19 protein-coding genes are annotated in these 24,602 nt (G+C 65.6%); 8 read left to right on the top strand and 11 right to left on the bottom strand.

All coding sequences use genetic code 11. From position 1 onward, the window contains the following. Nucleotides 1-12: 12 nt before the first annotated feature. The 5 genes from AES38_RS15015 to AES38_RS16435 form a co-directional block, all read right to left on the bottom strand. Nucleotides 13-2,712 carry a CBM35 domain-containing protein gene (locus tag AES38_RS15015; protein WP_053775926.1) on the bottom strand — a complete coding sequence of 900 codons (2,700 nt, stop codon included), beginning with the start codon at nt 2,710-2,712 and terminating at the stop codon, nt 13-15. A gap of 565 nt (nt 2,713-3,277) precedes the next feature. Further along, nucleotides 3,278-3,538, bottom strand: a complete 261-nt coding sequence (locus AES38_RS15010) for a hypothetical protein (protein WP_053775925.1) — start codon at nt 3,536-3,538, stop codon at nt 3,278-3,280. A 110-nt stretch (nt 3,539-3,648) separates the two neighbouring features. Further along, on the bottom strand, nt 3,649-5,346 hold the full coding sequence (locus AES38_RS15005; RefSeq protein WP_053775924.1) for a glycoside hydrolase family 3 protein: 1,698 nt from the start codon (nt 5,344-5,346) through the stop codon (nt 3,649-3,651). 277 nt (nt 5,347-5,623) lie between these two features. Continuing rightward, the gene (locus AES38_RS15000; protein ID WP_157883584.1) at nt 5,624-6,061 is read right to left on the bottom strand and encodes an MFS transporter; all 438 of its coding nucleotides are present in this window, start codon (nt 6,059-6,061) and stop codon (nt 5,624-5,626) included. Between the two features lie 1,922 nt (nt 6,062-7,983). Next, entirely contained in the window at nt 7,984-8,244 is a 261-nt protein-coding gene (locus tag AES38_RS16435; protein ID WP_371259400.1) for a VOC family protein, read from the bottom strand. A gap of 1,469 nt (nt 8,245-9,713) precedes the next feature. On the opposite strand from AES38_RS16435, the gene AES38_RS14990 reads away from it, so the two are divergent. Further along, nucleotides 9,714-10,709 (top strand): LacI family DNA-binding transcriptional regulator, encoded by a 996-nt coding sequence (locus AES38_RS14990; RefSeq protein ID WP_072174723.1) that lies wholly within the window; start codon nt 9,714-9,716, stop codon nt 10,707-10,709. A 21-nt stretch (nt 10,710-10,730) separates the two neighbouring features. Here AES38_RS14990 and AES38_RS14985 read toward each other — a convergent pair whose 3' ends face one another. Next, nucleotides 10,731-12,329: a glycoside hydrolase family 43 protein gene (locus AES38_RS14985; protein ID WP_053775921.1), complete on the bottom strand. Its 1,599-nt coding sequence runs from the start codon at nt 12,327-12,329 to the stop codon at nt 10,731-10,733. Nucleotides 12,330-12,476: 147 nt separating this feature from the next. Between AES38_RS14985 and AES38_RS14980 the strand changes: the two genes are divergently transcribed. From AES38_RS14980 to AES38_RS14960, 5 genes are all read left to right on the top strand, one after another. Continuing rightward, nucleotides 12,477-13,835 carry an ABC transporter substrate-binding protein gene (locus AES38_RS14980; RefSeq protein ID WP_053775920.1) on the top strand — a complete coding sequence of 453 codons (1,359 nt, stop codon included), beginning with the start codon at nt 12,477-12,479 and terminating at the stop codon, nt 13,833-13,835. Nucleotides 13,836-13,919: 84 nt separating this feature from the next. Further along, nucleotides 13,920-14,882, top strand: a complete 963-nt coding sequence (locus tag AES38_RS14975) for a carbohydrate ABC transporter permease (RefSeq protein ID WP_053775919.1) — start codon at nt 13,920-13,922, stop codon at nt 14,880-14,882. Then, entirely contained in the window at nt 14,882-15,787 is a 906-nt protein-coding gene (locus AES38_RS14970; protein ID WP_053775918.1) for a carbohydrate ABC transporter permease, read from the top strand. The genes AES38_RS14975 and AES38_RS14970 overlap by 1 nt, the downstream gene beginning before the upstream one ends. A gap of 119 nt (nt 15,788-15,906) precedes the next feature. Next, nucleotides 15,907-18,135 (top strand): alpha-xylosidase, encoded by a 2,229-nt coding sequence (gene yicI / locus AES38_RS14965; RefSeq protein ID WP_053775917.1) that lies wholly within the window; start codon nt 15,907-15,909, stop codon nt 18,133-18,135. A 254-nt stretch (nt 18,136-18,389) separates the two neighbouring features. Then, on the top strand, nt 18,390-19,670 hold the full coding sequence (locus tag AES38_RS14960; protein WP_081001941.1) for an MFS transporter: 1,281 nt from the start codon (nt 18,390-18,392) through the stop codon (nt 19,668-19,670). A gap of 262 nt (nt 19,671-19,932) precedes the next feature. Here AES38_RS14960 and AES38_RS14955 read toward each other — a convergent pair whose 3' ends face one another. Together AES38_RS14955 and AES38_RS14950 are read right to left on the bottom strand one after the other, a co-directional pair. Next, on the bottom strand, nt 19,933-20,745 hold the full coding sequence (locus tag AES38_RS14955; protein ID WP_157883582.1) for a hypothetical protein: 813 nt from the start codon (nt 20,743-20,745) through the stop codon (nt 19,933-19,935). A 97-nt stretch (nt 20,746-20,842) separates the two neighbouring features. Next, nucleotides 20,843-21,838 carry a PIN domain-containing protein gene (locus AES38_RS14950; protein WP_053775915.1) on the bottom strand — a complete coding sequence of 332 codons (996 nt, stop codon included), beginning with the start codon at nt 21,836-21,838 and terminating at the stop codon, nt 20,843-20,845. Nucleotides 21,839-21,873: 35 nt separating this feature from the next. Between AES38_RS14950 and AES38_RS14945 the strand changes: the two genes are divergently transcribed. Then, nucleotides 21,874-22,146, top strand: a complete 273-nt coding sequence (locus AES38_RS14945; RefSeq protein WP_053775914.1) for a sigma factor-like helix-turn-helix DNA-binding protein — start codon at nt 21,874-21,876, stop codon at nt 22,144-22,146. A 60-nt stretch (nt 22,147-22,206) separates the two neighbouring features. Next, nucleotides 22,207-22,419 (top strand): DUF2188 domain-containing protein, encoded by a 213-nt coding sequence (locus AES38_RS14940; RefSeq protein ID WP_053775984.1) that lies wholly within the window; start codon nt 22,207-22,209, stop codon nt 22,417-22,419. Between the two features lie 144 nt (nt 22,420-22,563). On the opposite strand, the gene AES38_RS15925 is transcribed toward AES38_RS14940, so the two are convergent. From AES38_RS15925 to AES38_RS14930, 3 genes are all read right to left on the bottom strand, one after another. Then, complete coding sequence (locus tag AES38_RS15925) at nt 22,564-22,731, bottom strand: hypothetical protein (RefSeq protein WP_157883581.1); 168 nt, start codon at nt 22,729-22,731, stop codon at nt 22,564-22,566. Beyond that, on the bottom strand, nt 22,715-23,197 hold the full coding sequence (locus AES38_RS14935; RefSeq protein ID WP_053775913.1) for a hypothetical protein: 483 nt from the start codon (nt 23,195-23,197) through the stop codon (nt 22,715-22,717). Before AES38_RS14935 ends, AES38_RS15925 begins: the two co-directional genes overlap by 17 nt. A 357-nt stretch (nt 23,198-23,554) precedes the next feature. Beyond that, on the bottom strand, nt 23,555-24,556 hold the full coding sequence (locus tag AES38_RS14930; protein ID WP_053775912.1) for a hypothetical protein: 1,002 nt from the start codon (nt 24,554-24,556) through the stop codon (nt 23,555-23,557). Between the last annotated feature and the right edge of the window lie 46 nt (nt 24,557-24,602).

Raw genomic sequence — 24,602 nt, 5'->3', positions numbered from 1 at the left:
AGGTGGGCGAGCTCAGCGGGAGGTGGTGGTGGGTGTGCCGACGGCACGCTTGGCGAGGGTCACGGTGTCGATGTCCGGTGCCCACGCGGTCGCGTTGCCGAAGGTGAGTGCGCCGCTCGGCGTGGTGAGGGTGATGGGCTGCGCGTAGTCCCAGAAGCTGCTCCAGGAGTAGTTGTGCCGGGCGGTCACGCGCGTCTGCGTCCCGCCTGCTTCGGTGACGTCGACGAAGCGGCTGATGACCTGGGGGTTGTAGTTGATCGCGGGCGTCTTGTCGGCGTTGGATGCCGACAGGGTCAGCACGTAGTCGCCGGCGCCCAGGCCTGCGGGGCGGGCCATGGTCGCGGTGTTACCGGCCCCTGCTCCGAGGTTGCCGAGGACGGTGACGGCGCCCTGCGCATCTGCGGAGCCGTTGGATCCGCTGCTCGCGGGGAGCGTCCGGACGATGGTCCCGCCGGCACGGGTGAGCTGCTCCGCCTCGACCCGCACTGCGTTGCCGGATGCGGTGTCCGCGGCGCGCTGCGCGGATCCGCGGGTGGTGGTGACGTCGGTGACGACGGCGCCCGTGTTCGAGGAGATGCCGATGTCGTTGACGCCCTGCGTCAGCCACACGCGGACAATGGTCGTCCACGCTCCGGCCGCGGTGACGCTACCGGCCGGAACGCTCCGGTCGGCGACCGTCACCCCAAGCGAGGAGGCCCCGGTGGTCGTGTAGCGGACGGCGACGTCGTGGTAGCCGCTCTCCGCCGCGGTCACGAAGAACGATGCCGTACCGGAGCCGGTGAGGCGCGCTCCACCGTTGCTGGCAGTGCGGGACTGGCCCCAGACCAGCTGCGCGCCGGACGCGAGGCGTGCCTCTGTGGCGGGGTAGGTGGTGGGCTCGCCGTTGGTGGCGTCGCGGAGCTCGAACCGGTCGAGGGTGATGTCGCTGCCGGGGAGCTTGTTCTGGCCGTCGCGGCTGGCGCGCAGCGAGAGCGAGTGGGTGCCGGCGGTCAGGGGTACGAGGACATCCGTGCTGCCGCGGTAGGTGTAGGACAGGTCCGCGGAGTACTTCACGAGCTGGTTGAAGGATCCGTCGACGAACAGGGCATGCTGCCCAGGCGCCTGGTTCGCACCGGCGAGGACCGAGAGCCGATAGGTGCCGTCCCGAGGCACGGTCACGTTCCAGGTCGCGGAAGAGCCGACCTGGTTGAAGCCGCCGACATCGCGGCCGGCCGAGGCCATGAACGACCATTCGCGGGCGGGGTCCTGGGTGAATGCGCTAGCACTCTGCAAGGCGGCGGACTCTGCCTCGACGCTGCTGACGAGGGACGTGTCGACTACCGGTCGCTGCGCGAGCGGCTTGGTGATCTGCACCTCGTACGCGGCATAGCGGTCGGAGTTCGGGATCGTGACAGAGGCGGCGCCGGAAGCCAGGGAGATACGGCTCGACAGTACGACGGGCGGCTGCCCCGAGAGGCCCTCAGCGCCATTCAGGCGTGCGGCACGCACGACGACGTCGACGCTCGTACCGAAGGTCGCCGAGTCGAGTCCCGACAGGTCCAGGGCGATGTCGGAGGCTCCGCCGCCGACGAGCACGGTCGCCTCGCCGTCGGCGTCATCCCGGGCGGCGATGGCCTGGACGGTGTCGGCGACGTTCGCCTGCGGGGGAGTGACCTTGACGGTGCGGCTGCCGGCGAGGTCGCCGTACCACTTGAACATCCACCAGCCGCCGTTGGCACCATTGCTGCGGGCGCTGTTGTCCGAGAGGTTGCCGGCGTAGTTCCAGTAGGCGGTCTGTGCGTCGACCTTCTGCTCCTCGAACATGGAGAACCACTGGATGAGCTGTCCGGGGACGCCCATGTCGCGGAGCATGCCGTACTCGGTGATGTTGACGGGGATGTCCGGGATGCCGAGCTCGCGGAGGAATCCGCGGTACTCGGCGTTGTGGCTGCGGAAGGTGGCGAGGTTCTGGGTGCCGAGCTCGTGCCAGATGAACACGTCGGGCAGCTGGGACTTCTCCTTGGCGTAGACGAGGAAGTCGCGGCTACGGTCGGCGTGCCATGCGGAGTCGCCGGGGCCGCCTACCTTGGCCTTGCCGAGGCCGTGTGCAGCGTAGATCTTCTGGATCTCGACGTATGCGGCGGACCAGTCGGCGAGGAACTGCGTCTTCTGCGTGCTCCAGTTCGGGTACCAGTTGCCGGCGTCCGGCTCGTTGAAGGGGATGAAGACGTACTTGTCGGGGTGCTCGGAGTTGGTGGCGATGGAGTCGACGACCTGTCGGAGGATGGGCAGGTAGTCCCACTCGCCGTCGCGGTTCGCGTCGCCCGGTCGCTGCCCGCCGTTGTAGGCCCAGTCCGGGTACATGTCCTGCGCGTAGACGTAGAGGTCCTGGCCGCCAGCGGCGAAGAAGTCCTGCTCGACGTCGAGAGCATCGCCGTTCGGGTGCTGCGCGCCCTGCGGCGGCTTCTGCGAGGTGTTGGTCACTCGCGCCCCCTCGAGCACGGCCGGCGACGGGGACCCGTCGTCACCGAGGCCGTAGAGCGTGCCCGTGGCACCGCCGCGGAACGAACCGGTCGTCGTCCCGAAGTCGACGACGACACGGCTCGTAGCGGCTGAAGCGGACTGTGGCGCGGCGATGAACTCCGTGCCGGTCAGGCCGAGTGCGAGCACGCCTGCGGCAGCGGTGCAGCTGAGTAGCGCCTTCCGAGCGGGGAACCAGGTGAAGATCGACAACGTCTGTACTCCTTCGTACTTCGTCCGGCCGTCACGTCTGTGTGAAAGCGCTATCAGGGATCATGCACATGCTGGGCCATTTGTGCAAGCGCTTTCAGAAAGATTGCGGGTCAAGGACTTCCCAGGCGCGAAGCTGTGCGCCCGCGCGGAAAGCAAGTCGCCCACGAGACCACATCGGGGCACGTTGCGCGGCTACCAAGACCCGGAGGAAGCCGCCTTCGGATGAGTTCGCCAGCCCGCTTGTCGTCACCCGATACATGCGCCAGCCCGGAGCGCAGCGCGACCTCGAGGCGAAGAATGACGTACAACGGCGAACCAGCACGACGGCCGTTCGAAGCTCAAGTCCTTCGGGCGCCTGCGGAGCCCTCAATACAGACGCTCGCGGGACAACGGCCGAGCCGGTTCTACCACTGATAATCTGCGTTATGTCACATAAAGAGTTGTGGGGCTGAAGAAGCCAAGCAGCCAGACAGGCGCTGCCCAAGCCACGGTGTCAGGAGGCAGGCCTGCCACGGCGCCACGCGCGGTGCAGCAGGGTTCAGTCGGACGCCACATCAGCGATCCACTAAACCAGAGCGGCAAGGCGATCGAGGTCGGGACGTAGATCTGCGTCCGCGTCGTCGGCCTCGAACGTAGATTCCGCGCGGTCGTAGGCTTGCGCGAAGGCGCCCCTCATATCGCCCGCCACTCCGCGGCGACGAACGAGCCGGATCGTCCCGAGCAACTCGCAGGCGATAAATTTCCTCGTCATGTCGAGCGAGGTCTCGAGCTGCGCCACCAACTGGATGGCGAACGAGGCGCCCTCCTCCGCGCTCTGCGAGAGCACGACCGTCGCAAGGGCCGCCGACTGCGCGGCCTGACGGATGTCCGCGATCCAAAAGGCCAGCTGAGTCGCTGAAACGAGCTAGGCACTCCGAGTGGAGCATGAGCGGAACATCACGAGCGGTGCAGCCTCACGTGCGATCCGCGCGCGTAGAGCACGCCCGTGCCGTCGCTCCGCGGGATATCCAAGGGCAGCCTGCTCGTCGGCACCACATCCCCGTAAAGGACGCGGCCCAACGCCTCCAGCGCATTCAAGGCATATGAGTACGTCAGGAGATGCGTGCTCACCTTGGGTACATGGGCGATGTCGTAGGGCTCGAGCACCGCGACGGAGATGAGCGGGGTGTCAGACTCGCCTAGGGCGGCCACGAGATCTACCTGCCCCTGGCTACCTGGGACGCCTAGGTTTCGAGTACACACGACTACGAGGTCAACATCTTGTGCACGCGCCAGAGCATCCTGCACAGCTGTCGCGTCTGGCGAGAGGCCCGTAGCGAAGACGGCGACCGAGGCGCCGTGCGAGGTGAGCACATCTCCAAGCTTTCGAGTCGTGACGTCACCCCACCCGGTGACGAGGATTTTTTGCGGACCTCGTCTCAGCGGGATGAGGCGGAGGTCGTCCTTGAGGAGCGTGATGGTCCGATCGGTGATGGCGACACCCATGGCTAGATGCGTGGGGCTTCCTACGACAGATACCTCCGCCCGGGCTCGCGGAGCGGTGAGGAGCCCGAAGCGCTGCTTGAGGCGCAAAATCCGAGTGACCGATTCGTCGATGCGCTGCTCTGTCAGTTCCCCGTCGCGGATGGCCGCGAGCACCCCGTCGCGAGCGGCCGCGAAGTCCGGGGGCATGAGAAGCTGATCCGCACCGGCCTTCAGCGCAAGGACGGGGACGCGGGCGTCGGTGTATCGCTGGCGGACGCCGGCCATATCGAGGGCATCGGTGATCACGACACCGTCGTACCCGAGCTCCTCGCGAAGCAGCCCCGTGAGTATCGGCTGGGACAGTGTCGCCGGATCACCGCTGGGATCGAGCGCCGGTACAACGATGTGCGCCGTCATAATGACGCCCACGTCCGCCCGGACAGCCGCGGCGAACGGCGGAAGGTCGATGCGCTCGAGCTCCGCGCGACTACGGCCGATGACCGGGAGTCCGGTGTGACTGTCGGTGTCGGTATCGCCGTGCCCAGGGAAGTGCTTGGCCGCGGCCACGATCCCGCCCCGCTTCTGGAATGTGCGAATCTGCGTCGTGGCCAGCGATGCGACGCGACCGGGCTCGTCGCCGAAGGAGCGGACATGGATGACGGGGTTGGCGGGATTGGACGCCACGTCCACCACAGGCGCGAACGCCTGGTTGATGCCCATGGCGCGCAGCTCGTCTCGAGTGATCGCCGCGGCCGAAGAGACGTCCGATGAGGTCGTGGGGCTGGATGCGAGTCCCATCTGGCCGGGGAGGAGCGTCCCCGGTGCTCGCACGACGTACCCACCCTGCTCTTGATCGGTGGAGATCAGCAGCGGGACGGCGCCGGCGTTCTCAGCGGCGCGCTGCAGGCCGTCGGAGAGCTGGGAGATCTGAGGCGGGAGGACGAGGTTGCCCCTATCCCCTGCGAAGTAGATGATGCCACCCGGCCGGTGCGTCGCCACTACCTCCGCCGGGGTGCCGACACCGTAGGCGGACCGGTTTGCACTGATGGCCGCTGCGTCCGTGGTCGCGGGTGTTCCACCGGACACGGCGATCACGAACAGCTGCCCGACTTTCTGCTCCAACGACATGCCCAGCAGGATGCGCGCGATGTCCGCGCTCGACTCGTCCACGCGAGCGGAAGCGTTGGCCGGACCGGCTCCCGGTTCCCGAACGACGACGGCGCCGATCGACGTCGCGGCGGCGGCAAGAAACCCTCGTCGGCTGAAGGCGCTACCGCGCGTTGAACCCGTCTTGCGGACCATAGACATGTCTCCTCTCGATGCCGCGGAGGCTGCAGGTCGAAGCTCCTGTCCTCCATGGCCCGTTGGCTTGTTGATAGCGATGCCCGCGATGCTACGAGGCAGGAGGACAAGACTGTCGCCATCACTCACAGCGCTGATACGTGAGTCATCGCGCATCAGATGTACCGATGCGGGCGCCCCCGACGGTGCCGGCAAGCTGCTGGACGGTGGTGCCGGCCTCCGTGCCGTAGGGATACATTTCTGAGCGCAGCGACAGCAGGGCGAGCGTGGTGACAGGGCCCCAGATCATCCCCTGGCGCGCCGTCATGTTGAGATACCCGCCCAGGTGCGCTCCCAAGCTGCTGGTGTCGTCCAGAGTGCTGAGGAACCAGATGCTCGCGGCCCGGATCACGCCTCCCGGAATAGTCAGAGGCACAGGGCCGAAGCGGTCGCAGACGTGCCCGCCGAGCGCGGACACGACCGAGATAACGACACCTCCCGGGAGCAGGAACAGACTGATCGCGAGCGTCCTGAGCCCCAGCGCACCCGTCAGGACGAGCGCGACCCCGAAGCCGTTCATGGCATCGGAGGACGTGGTCAGCACCGCAATCACAACTTCCTGCTGCGGAAGATGCGCATGTCCAGGAACGCCTCCCCCTGTCGCTGCAGCGCCACCTGGCACATGACGAACGCCACCACACCGACGACGCCGATGGCGATGGGCACCAGCGGCGGCACCGCAGCGTGCCCCGAGGCGGACTCCCCGATGAGGGACAACCCCAGCGCCAGGGCCCCGAAGCGGACAGCGCGAGGGATAGCAGGTCCAGCGGCGCGTGCTCCGGGATCAAGACGTTCTTCAGCTCCAGCGCACCGGCGATCAGGCGATGACCGCGAGCGGCAGTACAAGGATGAACAGGAACCGCCACGGCAGGAACGTCAGGCCAAGCCCTGACACCACGGGCCCCACAGCCGGAGGGCTGTGGCCGGCACCGCGATCACCAGCGCCACGATGCGGCCGCGACGCGACTACGGGATCAGCCGGATCGCCGTGGTCATCAGCAGGGGCAGAACCACCGCCGTCCCGACGGCCTGGATGATCCGACCGAAGAGGAGGACCCCGAAGCCCGGTGCGACGGTGGGGACGGCCGTACCGACGACGAACACCTATAGGGCGGTGCGGAAGATCGCCCACAGGTGGAAGCGCCGCATGACGAACCTCGTCGCGGAGATCAGGTCCGCGAGGGTCAAGGGGTACCAGTGTTCAGCCACTGGCCTGCTGACGGGGCGATGGCGAGATCGGCGATGAGGGTCGGCAGGCTGACATCCAAGAGCATCTCGTTCCACAGCACCAGGAACGTGGAGGCCATATCGGACGAGCAATGTGTGACAGGACAACTCATCGCCCCCGTCTCGCTGGACGCACAGGGCGTCACCGCGCAGCAGGACGCGGTAGCGGCCCTCGGCGTTACGGCTGAACGGATCTACGTCGACCACGGACTGACGGGCACAAACCGAAAGGGGCCGGCCCTTGGGAAGCCTGACCTATGTCAGATGCAAACTCAGCCAGCAGCCGCTTCAGCTGCTGTTTCTTTGCTGGATAACTCCGCACGTCGGAACCTGTAGTTTCGGTACAGGACGACTACGATCTCGTTCATTGGAGACTATTCCACGCAAAGTCGTGTTGCGATCTCAAGCGATCCAAGCGCAGTCTGTTTGTGTACCGCCATCACGATCATCAGCGCCGATTCAGCCGCAGTTGTAGCCGCGCGGCCGAAGTCAAGTACTGCTGAGTGCTGCCGAGCTCGGGACCGCGCCTGACCCTGTGTATAAGTGGAGTTGCATTACAGGATAGCTCCTAGGGTAGGTACCCACCCATGACCCCAGATAGAAAGACGACCATGACCTTTGTCCAAAACCGCGCCTTGCGCACTAGCACCCTGTCTATCATCCTCAGCACTGCGATCGCACTAGGTGGCACTGTTGCGGCGAACGCAGCGGAGCTGCCCAACCCCACTCACGCGGCGCCTCGGGACAACGCCATCATGCTGAGTGTCACAAATCCAAAGGTTCACGCCGTCATGGTTTACACGACGGAAGGACCCGCACCGACACTCTGCATTCCCGTGCACTATGGATGGAACAGCGTTCCGCTTAACGGGCAATCAGCGGCAATCGCAATCGGTAGTTCCTGCAACCGCCAGAAAAAGCTCGCAACATTCCCGACGCGCATCGTTCACAGTCGTGAGTGGTGGGACGCGAACCCGAGAGACTATCTCCGGCAGATGGGCTGACCGACAACGGCGGGCACTACCGCCAACTCAGAGCACTCCTTACACATCAGGGTAGATTGTTATTCGCGTGCTCCCTTGTCATACCACCGCGGGGCCGTGCCCATGGCCATGGCCATGGCCCGCAAACTACCGGAGGGCTGGAAATTGAGTACCACGTCGGGTGCAGATGCGTATCGACTGCAGATGCTGGGTGCCATAACGAGGCAGACGGCGCGCTCAACTACTCCTGTCCAAGCTACGAGTCGGGTTGGTGCAAGACACTCGAGGCGATCCCACATCGACTCAGGGCCGCAGTAGCTGCGCTCGTCGGCTGCGGCGTCGCCTCCCCCAGCATGGCGACGGTGGCCCGGCTGCCGATCGCGACGGCACCGCCTCCGGTCCTCAGCTCCGCGAAGACGGGGGCCGGTCGCGCGGCGACGACTCCCAGCACCTCCTCGTAGAAGCGCGCGAGCCGGTCGACGTCGTCCGTGATGATCCTGATCGATGCGAAGTCCATGCTGATCCTCTCCGCCGGATCGCTCGACCCGGCGAGACCATGCTCACGGCCGTCGGCGACACCGTCGTGTCGGCGTTCCCGAGGATCATCCGTCCGCGTGCACGGGGCGGAGGTCACCGTGCGGGATCTCGAGGTCCTCCGCGCGGAGCTCGCGTCGCGGGGGACGCTCCCCCGTCGGATCCGCCGTGACGATGCGATCGGAGCGGGACGCCTCCAAGGAGAGCCGACACGGCCCCTCTGCTAAGCCAGGGGACACCTGTGAACAAAATTCAGTCGGTAGACGGCAGCTAGGTAGCGTTCTAACAGTCGGACACACTGCCGCGTCTTTTCGAAACGACATGAAGGAGAGAGGAGAGCCGAATGTTCACTTACGCGACTCGCATCGTACGGATACCACTGGCCGCGCTGTTCACCGTGGCCCTGGTTCTGGCAGGAGTCACGCCTGCAGCACATGCGCAATCTGGGTACCGCGTATGCGTTGCGTACAACTCAAGCACCGATTCAGACCGCGTGGGCACTGGTCTCGTTACAAAAGTCGAGAAAGATAGCGGTGACACATGTGCAAAAAAGCTCAATTTCATGAGCACCTACTATGGTGCCGCTTATAGCTCCTCGCATGTGCGGGAGCGACGCTATATGATGACATGTGAGGAGTTTGCAAGGGAAATAGGATACGTAAACGGCGACCCTTGCGATTCCATGGTGACGAACTACATTTACAAATACACATCAAGCTTTGACGCCAAGTATCCAGTCGCCTTCCCCTCCCTCCGATTTTGGCACGTGTAATTGTGATGTTCGGGAAAGTATATATCATACATAAATCAATCGCATACGCGACTGTGGTGATAGTATCATGCTTAATCAGCGCCACCTCGGCCATAGCCTTTGGCATGCTAAATCTACCGATTCAGTCACACGCTCAGCCGCAACATGACATGGCCGCATATGAAGCGCCTTCGTCGTGGTTCAATCCCGATAACCCCTGCTCGTATATACAGTGCGCGTAAACCATCGGCATTCGAGTAATAGATGAGATATCGTATGCAGGCATACCCTTATGCCGCTAGATCTCACTAATCAAAAACGGCAAGAGGCCCTGCCCGAGACGCGGAACAGGGCCTCTTCTCCATTAGCTCAGTCCGAGCAACAGCGCGCGGCATCAGTCGCCGTAGGGCGATGAGGTATCTATCTTCGATGCCGCCCTGGACGACCAGCATCTCAGCGGACCCGCTAAGCACTCCGTGCGCCCGCGCCGTAAGGTCGCACTCGTCCGACCAGACATAAAGCACGAGCTACGTCTCTGCGGTGAAGTCCATCGGCGACGGGGAAGGCTTGGTCGACGGGACGTCGAGGCAACCGGGTTGTCCCCTGACGCCGCGCACGCCTACCCGAGGCTGTGGGATCATCAGCACAACGCCAAGAAAACGTCCAGAGCGGGAGTCCAGGTCATGGGTCGAGCACCGGGGATGGTTGACGTTGCGAAACTCGCCGGCGTCTCGCACGTCACAGTGAGCCGCGTACTAAACGGGCATCCGTCCGTGCGCCCGGAGACACGCGCGCGCGTCGAGGCGGCGATCGCTCAGCTCGGGTACCGGCGCAACACCGTCGCACGAGCACTGAAGAGCAAACGGTCGTCCACGATCGGCGTGGTCATGGCGGGGTCTGGCCTCTATGAATTGCCCCGCGTACTACTCGGCATCGAGACGACCGCACGAGCTGCCGGATATGAGATCAACCTGGCGAGCTGGCAGGGAGGCGCGGCCGCTGACCTGGCGGAGATGGTCCGTCGCCTCACTGACCAGTCCGTGGAGGGTGTGGCTGTCATCGCCGCACGTCAGGTCGCCGTCGATGCGTTGTCCGACATCGTTGCGGACATCCCGATGAGCGTAGTCATGTCCGGTAGCGCACCGAACCCCAGGATCAGCTTCGTCGAGCTCGACCAGGAGCTTGGCGCACGCCTTGCCGTGCGGCATTTGCTCGATCTTGGCCATGAGCGCATCGTGCACCTCGCCGGAAACGCCGAGACGTACGATGCGGTTGCACGAGTCCAGGGCTGGCGGGACGAGCTGGAGTTATCGCCCGGGGCGCCGCAAGAAATGCTGCAGGGTGACTTCACCGCGGCCAGCGGGTATCGGCTTACCACCGAACTAGCGGCGGGCCCTAGCGGTCTCCCGACAGCGATCTTCGCAGGGAATGACCTCATGGCACTCGGCGCCTTGTCGGCACTCGCGGAACTGGGCATATCCGTTCCCAGAGACATCTCCCTTGTGGGCTTCGACGACATCGCAGGAGCGGATCATTTCGTCCCGGCCCTCACCACCGTGCGTCAGGATTTCGTGACACTGGGCAGCACCGCCATCGCGACGCTCATTTCGACCATGACAGGGCAGGCGCCCGCGCGCCGGCAGATAGCGCCCACTCTCGTGGTGCGGAAGAGCACCGCCGCTCCGCGCCGAGGGTAAGACAGCCTCGCCCTTACGCTCCTAGTTGGCGGCTATCACGGAGTGAGACGCCGCCTTCGCACTATCGAACCGGGGCGCGTACTCGAACCATGAGAAGCGTGCTGGGCGGGACCCTTTCTCCGAGGCACCGGTCGCGTGTACGCCGACGTGCACGCCGACGAAGCCTCCGGCATGCTCCGTGCTGAACCAGGCGCGGGGTATCTTGCCGAGCGTGAGCCAATCACATTCGCGGTCGTGCCAGCAGGAAAATACATAGGCGTCGTCGTCACCGATGACCCGGAGGACTGCGTCACCGTCGTGCGAGAGTGCGACCTCGCCGCTTGTTCCTGACACGTCGGACCGGCGGAACCGCACGATCCGCTTCCCATACTCATCCCGGCTCACGGCGAGCGTGGCGTAGTGGCCTGAATCCTGGAAGACCGCAAGTCCTGCCTCCTCCGAGGCGGTCTCCGGCTGGAACGACACGCATGTCTTCGCTTCGAACCGATGGTGCTCTTGCCGGCGGGCGACGAAGGTCGGTGTCCCGCTGCTCGAGAGCGCGTCGACGGATGCGATCAAGGATAGGCCCTCGCCGGGGGCACCTGAATGCTCCCGAACTGGACCGCGAAGGCTCCGCCACTCACACGGGAGCCCGGCATTCGCGAATCGCTCACGCTCCGGCAGCGCTGACCCGAGTCGTGCCTCCTCGGCGTACGGCCCGAGGGGCCTGCGCTCAACCTCCGTGACGCGGCCTTTCCCTGGCGCCAGCACGAGACCATCGTCGGTCCATGTGGCGGGCACGAGGAACACCTCCCGGCCGAGGGTGTGCGCACCATCTATCGGCCGGGTACCCAGCACTAGCGCCCAGGTCTCCCCGGCAGGCGTGTCCACTAGGTCGGCGTGACCGACGTTCTGGATGGTCGCGCTCTCGCCGAGGTGACGGTGCGTCAGAAGTGGGCTCCGGGGATCGGTCCGATAGGGGCCCGTAACCGAGGTGGATCGGGCGGCCGTGACGGCATGGTTCCGTTCGGTCCCGCCTTCGGCCGCGATCAGGTGGTAGATGCCTTCGCGCTTGTAAATGTGCGGGGCCTCCACCCAAGCGCCTGAGAGGGCGCCATTCCAGAGCACGTGAACCTGACCGATCAACCGCAGGTCATGCAGATCGAGCTCCTGAAGGTATAGCTCAGCAGGGCCGCGCAGGGTGGGGTCCTCTGCGTCGCGGCATGCGGTGAACCAGCAGCGGCCGTCGTCGTCGAAGAACAGCGAGGGGTCGATGCCCTCGGCGTCGAGGATCACGGGCTGCGTCCACGGGCCGGCGGCATCGGTCGCTGTAGTGACGAAGTTCACGCTGCCCCGCCGGTCTCGGGCGACGGTGAAGACCACGTAGAAGATGCCCTCGTGGTGGCGTATGGTCGGCGCCCAGATCCCGTCGGACATCTCGAGACCGTTCAGATCTATCTGCTCGGCCCGATCCAGCACATGGCCGATCGGCTCCCAGCGGACGAGGTCCCGGCTGCGATGGACGGGAATCGCGGGCCAGTAGGCAAATGACGATGTCACGAGGAAGTACTCCTCCCTCACTGCACAGATCGAGGGGTCGGGGTTCATGCCTGGGAGGACGGGATTGTGGAACGTGCTCATGGATGACTCCAAGCGCCGCTGATCGGCGTATACGTGACGATGACAACGTGAACACTTGACAGTATGGCAACGTTTTCATGATCATGGGAACACGCACTCGGAGGCCGAGCATTGCCTTCGCTCCGCACACGTCGAAGGAGATGTGACATGTCAGCACCGCGCCCCTACGCACGCCGATCGGCCCCGAAGGCCCGTCGACGCCGCCCCCTCGTTACAGCACTCGCCATGGCTGGGGCTCTTACCCTCTCGCTGTCCGCCTGCTCCGCTGGCGCTAGCGGAGACACCGCCGCCGATGGCCCGGTGATCTTGGACTTCTGGACCTATTCCGTCAAGGGCAACGACCCCAAAGCGCAGGCCATCGTCGACCGGTACAACGAGCTCAACCCCGACGTGACCGTCAAGCTCTCCGAGGTCGGCGGTACCGCCGACACCTCCTCGAAGTTGCTCGCCGCTGACCGGGCCGACAAGACCCCGGATATCGTCCAGGTCGAGTATCGGGCCCTGCCGTCACTCGTCGTGGCCGGCGTCGTGAAAGACATCACCGACGACGTCGCCGACACCAAGGGTGACGTCGCGGACAACATCTGGGACCTCACGACCTTTGACGACCGCGTCTACGGCGTCCCGCAGGACATCGGCCCCGCCATGTTCACCTACCGCAAGGACCTCTTCGAGCAGTACGGAGTCGAAGTCCCCACCACGTGGGCCGAGTACGCCGAGGCGGCCGAGAAGATCCATGCCGCGGACCCCACGGTCTACATCTCCAGCTTCGACCCGGGCGAGTTCCAGTTCTTCGCCGCCCAGGCGGCACAGGCGGGCGCCGAGTGGTGGACCAACGACGGAGACACCTGGAAGGTCGGCATCGACAGCGAGGAGTCGCTCGCGACCGCCGACTTCTGGCAGGACCTCGTCGAGCGTGACCTCGTCAAGGTCGAGGCCCTCGTGACCCCGGAGTGGAACGCGGAGATCAACGATGGCAAGGTCCTCTCCTGGGCTGCGGCATCCTGGGTGCCCAGCGTCATCAACGCCGTTGCCCCCGACACCGCCGGCAAGTGGGAATCCGCGCCCCTCCCCCAGTGGACCGAGGGCGACGCGTCCGTGCCGTTCATCGGCGGATCGGCCTACTTCGTGCCCGAGAAGTCGTCGGATGCCGAAGCCGCCGCGAAGTTCGCTACCTGGCTGTCAACATCCGATGAGGGCTCGAAGCTCCTGCTGACGCTCGATCTCTACCCGGGCGGTAACGGCGGCCGCGAGGCAACCGCCGAGAGCGCACCCCCGGCCCTCATGCCTGACCAGGCGAACTTTTACACGATCGCCGACCAGGTCATCGAGGACACCACCATCCCCGTCACCTGGGGACCGAACGTCAACGTCGCGCAGACCGTGTTCAACGACGCCATGAACGCCGCAGCCCTGAACGGCACGTCCTTCCGCGACGTCTACACCGCCACCCAGGACGCAGTCGTCGCCGACCTGAAGAAGACCGGCTACTCCGTCGAGGAGTAGCCACCTTCGGGAGGAGCTGCGGCGCGGCCGCAGCTCCTCCCCTCCACCTATCCCAGCACCGTCGGCACTCGAGTCTGGACACTGATGTCATCGCCTACCGCCACCATCGCGCCACCGCATCGCCCGACCGCAGGGCAGCCGAGACGCCGCCGTTCGACTCAAGGAGCGTTCACGCCGTGGATGTTCGCCGCTCCGGCGATCATCTTGTTCGCCGCGTTCCTCATCATCCCGATCATCTACGCGATCTACCTCAGCTTTCGCGGCTTCCGCGTCGGAGCCGGCGGCGCTTTCGGCCGCCGCGAAGAGACCTTCATCGGCTTCGAGAACTACATCACCGCGCTCACCGATACCGAATTCGTCGCGGGCCTTGGCCGGGTTTTCCTCTACGGGGCGATCTCCATCCCCAGCGTCCTCGGACTCGCGCTCCTGTTCGCACTGCTCCTAGACACCCCCCGCGTGCGGTTCCAGAGCTTCACGCGCACCGCAATTTTCCTGCCCTTCGCTGTCCCCGGGGTGATCGCGAGCCTACTTTGGGGCTTCCTCTACCTCCCCAGCACCAGCCCTCTCAGCGACATCTCCCGCGCTCTCGGCGGCGGAGCGCTGGACTTCTTCGGCACGCCCACGCTCTACTTCTCCCTCGCGAATATCGCTCTGTGGTCCGGGGTGGGCTTTAACATGATCATCATCTACACCTCGCTCCGCGCGATCCCCACCGAGATCTACGAGGCCGCCCGCATCGACGGCGCTTCCGAAGTGCAGGTAGCGCTGCGCATCAAGGTGCCCCTCGTCGCCCCAGCGCTGGTGCTCACCGGCCTGTTCTCCGTCATCGGGACCCTGCAGCTGTACAGCGAACCGCAGACGCTGCGCCCGTTCACGCCGCGCATCTCCAGCACATGGGTGCCGCTGATGAAGATCTACCAGGACGCCTTCACCAACGACAACCTCGGCGCAGCCGCAGCCGCCTCGGTCATCCTCGCCGCCGCGATCCTAGCCTTCTCCCTGCTCGTGCTCCGCTTCTTCCAACGCCGGACCTTCGGAGACACCTGATGACCACCACGCTCCCCACACCCGCCACCGCCGTCGTCCGCACCGGCGACCGTCAGCCCCGTCGGCGCCGCACGACTACGAGGCGACCCCGCCTCGCAGCGATAGTCCTCATCCTCGGGGCGCTCTACTGCCTCATCCCCGTCGCCTGGGTCGTGATCGCATCTTCGAAGTCCCCGCGCGAGCTCTTCACGTCGTTCTCGTTCGCCCCCGGCACCGGGCTGCTCGACAACTTCGCCAACCTCAGCTCCTACGGCAGCGGGCAGTTCTGGCTGTGGTCGCTGAACAGCCTTCTCTACGCAGGAGTCGGCGCAGTCCTGTCAACCCTGATCTCCGCCATGGGCGGCTACGCGCTGTCCAAGTTCCGCTTCCGCGGGCGTGAGGCGCTATTCACCGTAATCCTCGCGGGGGTGCTCGTGCCCGGCATCGTCCTCGCCGTCCCGCAGTACCTGCTGATGGCCGCCATCGGGCTGGCAGGCACCCACTGGTCGGTGCTGCTCCCCGTGCTCATCAACCCGTTCGGGATCTTCCTCTGCCGCGTGTTCGCAACCGCCGCCGTCCCCGAGGACACCCTCGAGGCCGCGCGGCTCGATGGCGCCGGTGAAGTGCGTATCTTCGGGTTCATCGCGCTACCGATGATGGCGCAGGGCCTCGTCACGGTCTTCCTGCTCCAGTTCGTCGGGATCTGGAACAACTTCCTGCTGCCGTTCATCATGCTGTCCGACCAGGACAAGTACCCGTTGACCCTCGGCCTGTACACGTTCCTCTCCAAGGGTGCCGGCGACACCTCCCTTTACCCGCTCGTGATCATCGGCTCCGCCGTGTCCGTGATCCCGCTCATCATCCTCGTGCTCGTACTACAGCGGTTCTGGCGAGCCGATCTACTCGCCGGCGGTCTCAAGGGCTGAGATCAGCAGCTCAACTTCCCCTGAACCCACCCGTCCCGCCACCTCAGGAAGGCTCCTCCCGTGATTACCACCACCCGCCCCGGCTCCCCCGCCGCCTCAACCACCAAGAGGAGGCAGGCATGAAGTTCACTGACGGCTACTGGGAGATCCTCCCGGGCGTGACCGCGCTCTATGCGCAGGAGGCCCATGACGTGTGGGAGCAGAACGGCGGCCTTATAGCGTACGCACCCACCAAGCGGATGGAAACCCGCGGCGACACCCTCAACCGGCCCATGCTCACCGTGTCCCTCACCGCACCGGCCGAGGGCGTGATCCGCGTGCGCATCGAGCACCACCGCGGCACCCGTGGGCGAGGGGGCTTCACCCTGCCGGGCGATCAGGGGCAGATAGCGGGCAACGCCACGGTCGTCGATGGCGTGGGCACCCTGACCAGCGGTCCACTCACGGCAACCGTCCGCGAGGGCGCACCTTGGTCGCTGGAGTTCACTTCCGGCGGCACGCGCCTCACTGGCTCCGGCCACCGCTCTGTCGGCTACATGCACGACGCCGCCGGCCGCGCCTTCGTGCACGAGCAGCTGGACCTCGGCGTCGGCGAGCACATCTATGGCCTGGGCGAGCGCTTCGGCCCGCTCGTTAAGAACGGCCAGTCCATCGACATCTGGAACGCTGACGGCGGCACCTCCAGCGAGCAGTCCTACAAGAACATTCCCTTCTACCTCTCCGACCGCGGCTACGGAGTCCTCGTCAACGACCCCGGCGCAGTCTCGTTCGAGGTCGGCACCGAGACGGTGGAGCGCGTGCAGTTCTCGGTCGAGGGTGAGGCGCTGGAGTACCTCGTCGTCGCCGGTCCCACCGGCAAGGACGTACTGGAGCGTTATACGGCTCTGGCGGGCCGGCCCGCGCTCGTGCCGGCGTGGAGCTACGGGCTCTGGCTCACTACGAGCTTCACCACCTCCTACGACGAGGAGACTGTCAACTCCTTCATCGACGGGTTCGCCGAACGCGACCTTCCCCTTTCCGCCTTCCACTTCGACTGCTTCTGGATGCGCGAGTTCAACTGGACCGACTTTGTCTGGGACCCCCGGGCTTTCCCCGACCCGGACGGCATGCTCGCCCGCCTCCACGCGAGGGATCTCCGAGTGTGTGTCTGGATCAACCCCTACATCGCCCAGCGCTCTCCCCTGTTCAACGAGGGTGCGGCCGCCGGCTACCTGGTGCGAAAGCCGGACGGCGATGTCTGGCAGTGGGACATGTGGCAGGCAGGCATGGCGCTCGTCGACTTCACGAACCCTGACGCGGTCGCCTGGTACCAGGGCTACCTGCGCCAGCTCGTGGCGCAGGGGGTCGACTCCTTCAAGACCGACTTCGGCGAGCGGATCCCGACCGACGTGGTCTGGCACGACGGGAGCCACCCTGAAGCCATGCACAACCTCTACGCCCAGCTGTACAACCAGGCCGTGCACGAGGTGCTCGTGGAGGAGCGCGGAGCGCGCGACGCGGTCGTGTTCGCGCGCTCCGCGACCGTAGGTGGCCAGACCATGCCCGTGCACTGGGGCGGCGACAATTCCTCCAGCCACGTGTCCATGGCCGAGACCCTCCGCGGCGGCCTGTCCCTCTCCATGGGCGGCTTCGGCTTCTGGGCGCACGATATAGGCGGCTTCGAGGGCCTGCCCGACGCCGGCGTGTTCAAGCGGTGGCTCGCGTTTGGGCTGCTGTCATCGCACTCACGGCTGCACGGATCCAGCTCCTACCGGGTGCCGTGGCTGTTCGACGACGAAGCCGTCGACGTCACGAGGTCGTTTACGAAGCTGAAGCTCTCACTCATGCCGTACCTGTTCCACGCGGGCGTCGAGGCCCACGAGCGAGGCGTGCCGGTGATGCGGCCGATGGCGCTCGAGTTCTTCCGCGACCGCGCCGTCACGTATCTCGACACGCAGTACATGCTCGGCGGTGACCTCCTCGTTGCCCCTGTGTTCTCCGCCGACGGAACCGCGGATCTCTATCTTCCGCACGGCCGTTGGACGAACTGGTTCACCGACGAGATCGTCGAGGGTGGGTCATGGCGCACCGAGCAGCACGGCTTCGACACGCTCCCGCTCTACGTCCGCGAAGGTGCCATCCTACCGATCGGTGGCCGAGACGACCGACCGGACCACGAATACATCGATGGCCTGACGCTGCACGTTTTTCCCGGCCCGAACGGCGCACGCGATGTCACCATCACCGACGCGCTCACAGCTGCGACGGTGACATATCGTGTCGAGCGTCGAGACGGCTCTGTGGAGGTGGCGCCGCCAGCAGGCGTGCCAATGCCCCGCGTGGTGATACGCGGAGCGCGCGAGAGCTGAGACCATCGCGGCCGGGTCCCAAGTAGACCCGGCCGTTCAGGTGCCAACAGCCGGGTAGCGTCGTCAGCAGAAGTTGCGGACCGCAGCCGGTCCGGCTCCGATAGCCCCGGGTTTTCCGTTCGCCACTAGGTACTCGGAGCATGCCGTGAACGCAGATGCGGCGTGCCAGGCTGACGGGGACAAGACGCTCTACTTCCACTTCGTCGCTCTCACGTAACTGCGTGTACCGCCACTACACCGATACGAGGATCACCATGCATGACGGAACGCGATCGGGTGAGCATGAGACCGAGGCTCGCACCCGTTCCGCAGCGGTGACGACGCATAATCCGAGCGTCCCCAACACGGAGAGCCCGCTGCTCCGCCGACGCCTGGCGGTATTCGCTTTCATGCTTGTGTTCGGCATCGGCATGTCGTCCTGGGTCGTCAGGACCCCTGCCGTCCGCGACCTCCTCACCGCATCCACCGCCGAGATGGGCCTCATGCTCCTCGGCCTGTCCATGGGCTCGATGACCGGTGTCCTCACCTCGGCCGCGTTTGTACGGCGCCACGGCGTCCGCCTCACCGTCACGCTCGGCGGGGCGGCGTTCACACTGGGCATCGCGCTCGTCGGAGTGTCCGCGAGCCTGTCGTCCACGATCGGCGTGTTCGTCGGCCTCGCGCTGACCGGCCTGGGGATCGGCTTCTCCGAGATCGCCCTCAACCTAGAGGGCGCAGCCATCGAGACCGCGCTCGGGCGCTCGGTCCTCCCCGCCATGCACGGCTGCTTCAGCCTCGGTACCGTGCTCGGCTCTGTGGCGGGGATCGGCCTCACGGCGATCGCGTTCCCGGTCCTATGGCAGCTCGTCGGCGTGGCCGTGATCAGTTCCGTTCTGCTGGGCACTGTCATCCGGCAGGTATCACCAGTTACCGGCCGCGAAGTCGCCGCGACTACCGGCGAGTCCGCGTCCGCGCCGCACCGCTCGCTCCTGCAGATGGCACGCGAACCGCGGGTGCTCATGCTGGGCGCCATCGTGCTGGCCCTCGCCCTTGCCGAAGGATCGGCCATGGATTGGCTGCCCCTGCTCATGGTCGACGGCCACGGCGCTTCCGCGACCGTCGGCACGATCGTGTTCGCGGGTTTCGCTACCGCCATGACCGTGGGGCGCTTTCTCGGTGCGCCGCTGCTGGCACGGTTCGGGAACGTCGCCGTCCTGCGGGTCAGCGCCCTCATCTCGGCGGCCGGCATCGCGATCGTCGTCTTCGTCGACAGCCCATTCGCCGCCGGCTGCGCCGTGGTCCTCTGGGGGCTGGGCGCCGCCCTCGGCTTCCCCGTCACGCTTTCGGCCGCCGCGGACAGCGACGACCCCACGTCGTCGGTTGCCGCCGTCGCGACGGTCGGCTATATCGCGTTCCTCGTGGGGCCACCGCTGCTCGGATTCCTCGGCGAGCACTTCGGCCTCCGCGGCGCCATGATCCTGGTCCTGGTCCTCGTCGCCGCCGCATCGTTCCTCACACGAGCCGCTGGGCCGCGCATGCGCAACAACGGGAGTTAAAGAGACGGCCCCAACATTGAGCGCCAGGGGCCACCAAAAGGCACGGTCATTACTCCCCGCCTTCGAACCCCTCGAGATGCATGCGGACATGCGCGACAGCGTCGAGCTCCCCGGGAACGGAGCGCGCCTCGATGATTGGCCCGCAGCGCGGAGCAGTGACATCAGCCCTTCCGCGGACCAGTCAATAACCTCGAGCTTCATCAAGCAGCGTTCCAAGCAACTTATCGACGTCTCTTACTCGCCCCCCTGACTTCGTCCTGACTCACCCAAGCTTGGCGAGTCGTTGCCCTATCCGGCTACCGTCACGGTGCTCCGGCGGGCAGAGCGCAAGCCATCGCTTCAGGACGAGAACTTCCTCGTCCTTGCGGCCGAGCTTGCGAAGGATGATGGCTGCGTGCTCCGTGTATGCCGGTGCAGGCTCCCGCCTGGCGCGCCCGCCTTCCGCCCCTTCGATCGCGGCGTAGCAGAGCACCAGCGCCTCCTCAAGACGACCTTCGCGTTTCAACTGCTTGATCGGCTCAACGAGTTCGAGGAAGTGCACGCCGTTGACCATGCCCGCCCGGAGCTCGCCAGCTCGGTCATCACCACCGTTCAGTCCCTCGCGGATCGAGTTCCGTAGTTCAGCGTGCTCAATCTCAGCCTTCGCTTTCGACGACATCGGCGGGCGCTTCGACTCCGACCAGTCCCACTGAGGGCTTCGGGCGCCGATCCACACCCATGCCTCGGCGCGAAGACCCTTCGGGAGCACCTCCGTGAAGATCTGCACGCGGGCGGGCCGTGAACCGACCGTTGAGAGTTGGGCAGCCGGCGTCGAGAACCTGTGGAGGTACCCCACGCGCTCCCCCTCGACCATGACGGCCACCGCGTTGCGGTCGACAGGGTTGTGCGGCTCACGCTGGAGCGACGCTGGTAGCTCGAGATACCCACCGTCCGCCGCGCCGTACCGCTCCGCGAGCGCAGTGATGGCGGCCCGGCAGGTCGTCGTTGTGCCGCTCAGCTTGGCCAGGCCTTCCACGCCATCATCGCCACCAGATTGCCCACTGGAACGGCCGAACACACGAGCAAGGAATCCCATTTCCTCATCATGACAGTAATCACAACGGACCCACCATCACGACGTAAACGGGCCACCCTTGTGCCATCCCGTGGAGGATCGGTCAGCGTGCCGTGATTTAGGTGTCCAGGAAGTCCCACTCGCTGCCGAGTACCCAGCGCAGGGCGCTGAGCTTTCCGTGGAGCATGCCGAGTTCGAAGTCCGTATACGGGCCGAGTTGCCCGGGTTCGGTGTAGCAAACCTCGGCACGCGCGCGGGCGGGGCCGGCGATGGCCTGGTGGCGTTGGAGCTCCGCCGCGTCGCCATCCCGTTCGGCCCGGTAGTCGTGCTGCAACGACCGGTGGTACCAGATGCGATCGAACATCTCTGTCTCTGCGGCGACGATCTCGTCCAGGCGGCGGGGCTCCTCTTGGAAGTCGGTTTCCTCAAAAAGCTTTGCCAGCTCTTCACCGAAGTGGTCGCGCAGGACGGTGAGGAGGCCGTCTACCCCGAGTGCGTAGCGGCTACCCACTTCGTGGAACGCATCCGCGATGTGGTTGTGCGGCTCTCGCCGATCACCATTCGCCTGGGAGAAGTCGGTGTGGTTGGTGGTGACGAACGCGTGCGGGTGCAGCGCGAGGTCCGCTGCCTGCGTCGCCGTCCGGTAGAGCTCGAGGATGACGGCGTCCGCGACGCTGTTCTTCCCGCTGTGGAACGGCGCAGCCTTCTTCAATCCGCGCCCGACGACGCGGCTCATTTCGACCCTCGAAGGCTCAACGATCTGGCCGGCCATGAGGAGTTCTCGTAGCTCCTCGAAGTTCCTGGTCGTCATGGCGCCGACGAGTGGGAGGTGTCGACTGAGGTCCTCGATGACCTCTTTGGCGTGAGTATCTTCGTCGCTGCCGTAGGTCACGAGATCGTGGCGAATCTCCTTGAACCGTGACGCGATGCTCGACGTCATCGCGGTCTGCACGCGAGCTTCGTTGCGGTCGTACTCCTCAATGACTACTCGCGGGACCAAGAGCTTCACGTTCCCTTGACGGATCAGGACCCGCAGTGCCACGATCCACCGCTGCCCGTCTCGGCGCTCGGCAAGGTCGAGGTACGTGGAGGTGTCAACAAGCAGGTGCAGCACACCATCAGCCTACGGATGGGCGTGTCCGGTAGGAGATGCAGCCCGCCGACGATGGCGCCGACGATGGCGCCGACGTCCGCGACGCCATCGACCGCCTCTCACCCGCCCACGCCGAGCTCGTATGCCTCATCCACTGGGACGGATTCGCCATCGCCGAAGCGAGCCAGATCGTCGGCTTCACCGCCTCGACCGGCAGGACCCGGTACGAGCGCGCACGCACCAAGCCGAGGAGCGCGCTCGGGCACCCCAATCCACCACCCGTAATCGAGCCTCATCTGCGAGCCCCGACCCGCCCTTCGAACGCTTGATCAGAGTTACACAGCGGCAGGTTGAGGTGGAAGCACGGGGACTCCTCCGTGCTCACTGTGATGTGTCCGGCGTCCGCAGCACATTTGATCTTGGGCAGCACCACGCCCCAGGCCACGACCAAGACGCAGGCCGCTGCAGAGAGGATCGCGAAGGTGCAGGTTCGGGACGCCGGAGGCGGACAGGTCTACATCCAGACTCCGAAGGGCGTCATCCGTGATGCCGACACCGTGAAGCCGGGCAACGAGTCGCCCACGCGAGACAAGAAGCACTGACCTCGGACGACGCCAGCCGAGATCTCGAGGAGCGAACCATGACCGGCACACCCGCACCTGCTGTGTCCGTCTGGGCTGTGCAGTCAGCACAGACGGGACCGGCCCTTTGAGGCCGATCCCTTCTGTGTGCGGTCCAACAGGCCGTCAGCCCGTCTTGGACGCTGCCTTGTTGTCGAGCTGCTCGCCGAACCGGCTCTCGTAGATCCTGTAGAGCTCTTCGAGCTGCGCTCGTTCGCGCTCGCTAATCGGCTCCGCCTTGCCGGACGCGATGCGCTCCTGCAGGCTGCCGTCCCTGTTAGTCACTCTTGGCACAGAAGATCCTCCTCCAGCCTCTATCATGCGTCGCCTTCGCCGCGCTGTCCACGTCCTGACCCCGTTGCAGGATCTCAATGGAGCGAACGATCATCTTAGCCTCGGTCTGTGTGGCATCAGCCAGGAGCGCGGCCAGAGCATCGTTTGCGACCTGTCGATCATCCCGGTTGCTTGAGCTAGCCAACCCCAGCGCCCACTCGGCGCGGTTCCACCACTGCTCGCGCGCGGCGTTCTCGCGCGCGATGCGGGTGGAGCGCAGAGCTGGGTAGAACGCCACCGCAGCGGCAGCCACGGCAAAGAGGCCGGCTACAGGCGGACCTGACCAGAACTGCCGCCAGAACGGATCGTCCAGGACAAACGGCGGAAGGTAACCGCGGAGCACTCCCCCGGCCACGAGCGCCACAGAAGCCAGCGTGGTCAGTTGCCAGCGACGCCGTGCCCGCTCGCTGAGGGGTCTACTGGCCATGCCGCGTCCTCTGCTCCACGAGGCCATCATCCTGCACCGACGCAGATTGGCGCATGACCATGTGGCTGCCTGGCACGGTCCGATGCCCTCAGGCGCAGCCAAGCTGTCCGCCGGACAAGACATGAGGCTTGTTGCCGTCCGTAGTGTCGTCGACGCTTCATCAAAGTGCGGCGGGCCGAGGGCCGCCCGACCTGTAGGGCACATCACTCCTACGGCCGGTTGCTGGTCTCGGCCGGGAGCTCGCGGATCGGTTCCCTGCGGGCCTCTCAAAGGCGGCCGGCGAGCACGCCCTGCACAATGCCAATGCAGAACCAGCCCGTGATGGCTTGCCTGCGCATTTTTAACAGACGGAAAACCTTAGTCCTGAGGCATCTTCACGCCGAGGAGCCGTGCGAGGACGTGCTCCTGGATCTGGTCGTAGAGGTGATTCATCATCTGATGAATTCTTGTGCCATCGGAGATGGCCGTGTCTGGGCCCATGCACACGTCGAAGTTGACCTGCGCCCATGTCGGGTACTCCCGCTCCGGACCGCCCGCGTACTCCGTGCCCCGCCAGGGGTTGCTCGACGGGAGGCACGGGGTGGCGAAGGGAGTATCACTCTCGAACGCCGGTCGGCCTATGTCGACCTTCACGTTGCCGCGCATCCCGACCGGATGCGTCAGCGCAGACGTCGACGTCACGGCCGTCAGCATCACCGCCGGTCGTCGGTGCGCGTAGAGCTGTCGGAGTTCGTCGAGCACGATCAGCGGGTGATGCGGCCTGTCCTCCCCTGGCGTGTGATACGGCTGCAGCTCCTCGATGATCTGCTGCGACTCAGGAGACATGGCCGCGATCTTCTCCCGGGCCTTGGCCTTGACGTCCCACGGCCTCCGGCTAATCGGGAAGCCAATCAACCGCGGATCCGCGTCCGGGGTGTGCGCCATCGTGAGCTCGTACGCGAGGTAGTCCAGAGACGTCCGCAGCCAGATGATCGAGCGCGCGAACAGCTCTGTCCACTCCTCGGGAAGCTCGTCCGATGTGACGAGGACGTCCCGGCCGTCGGCGTCCTTCGCAGCCGTTACGCGTGCAGGGTCTCTCCCGAAGTAGGCGTGCTGCCGCTGGCCGAGCTCGATGAGCGCGACGGCGCCGTCACGAAACGCCTTCGCTGCCGCCCCGTCGCCGAGGTAGGGGGAGATGTCCGACGCGAGCGGGATCGGCCCGATCTCGGGGTCCAGGGTCGCCGCGACACTTCCCCCTCCTCCGCTGCGGCGGGCACGCTCCGCCTCGCGTCGCGCCTGCCCTCTCGATGCCTTCGCTTTCCGCCCGCTCATGCCGCCCTCTCTGCTGTGAAGTGACCGCCGAATGGTGGCGTCAAGCATGAGTCTCCCCCGCAATCCCGTGTACACACACGGCTCAACCGGTCGC

The sequence above is a fragment of the Clavibacter capsici genome, from assembly GCF_001280205.1.
Classification (GTDB): Bacteria; Actinomycetota; Actinomycetes; order Actinomycetales; family Microbacteriaceae; genus Clavibacter; species Clavibacter capsici.
Note: the sequence above shows the minus strand (reverse complement) of the source record. Positions and strands in the feature narration are given on the sequence as shown.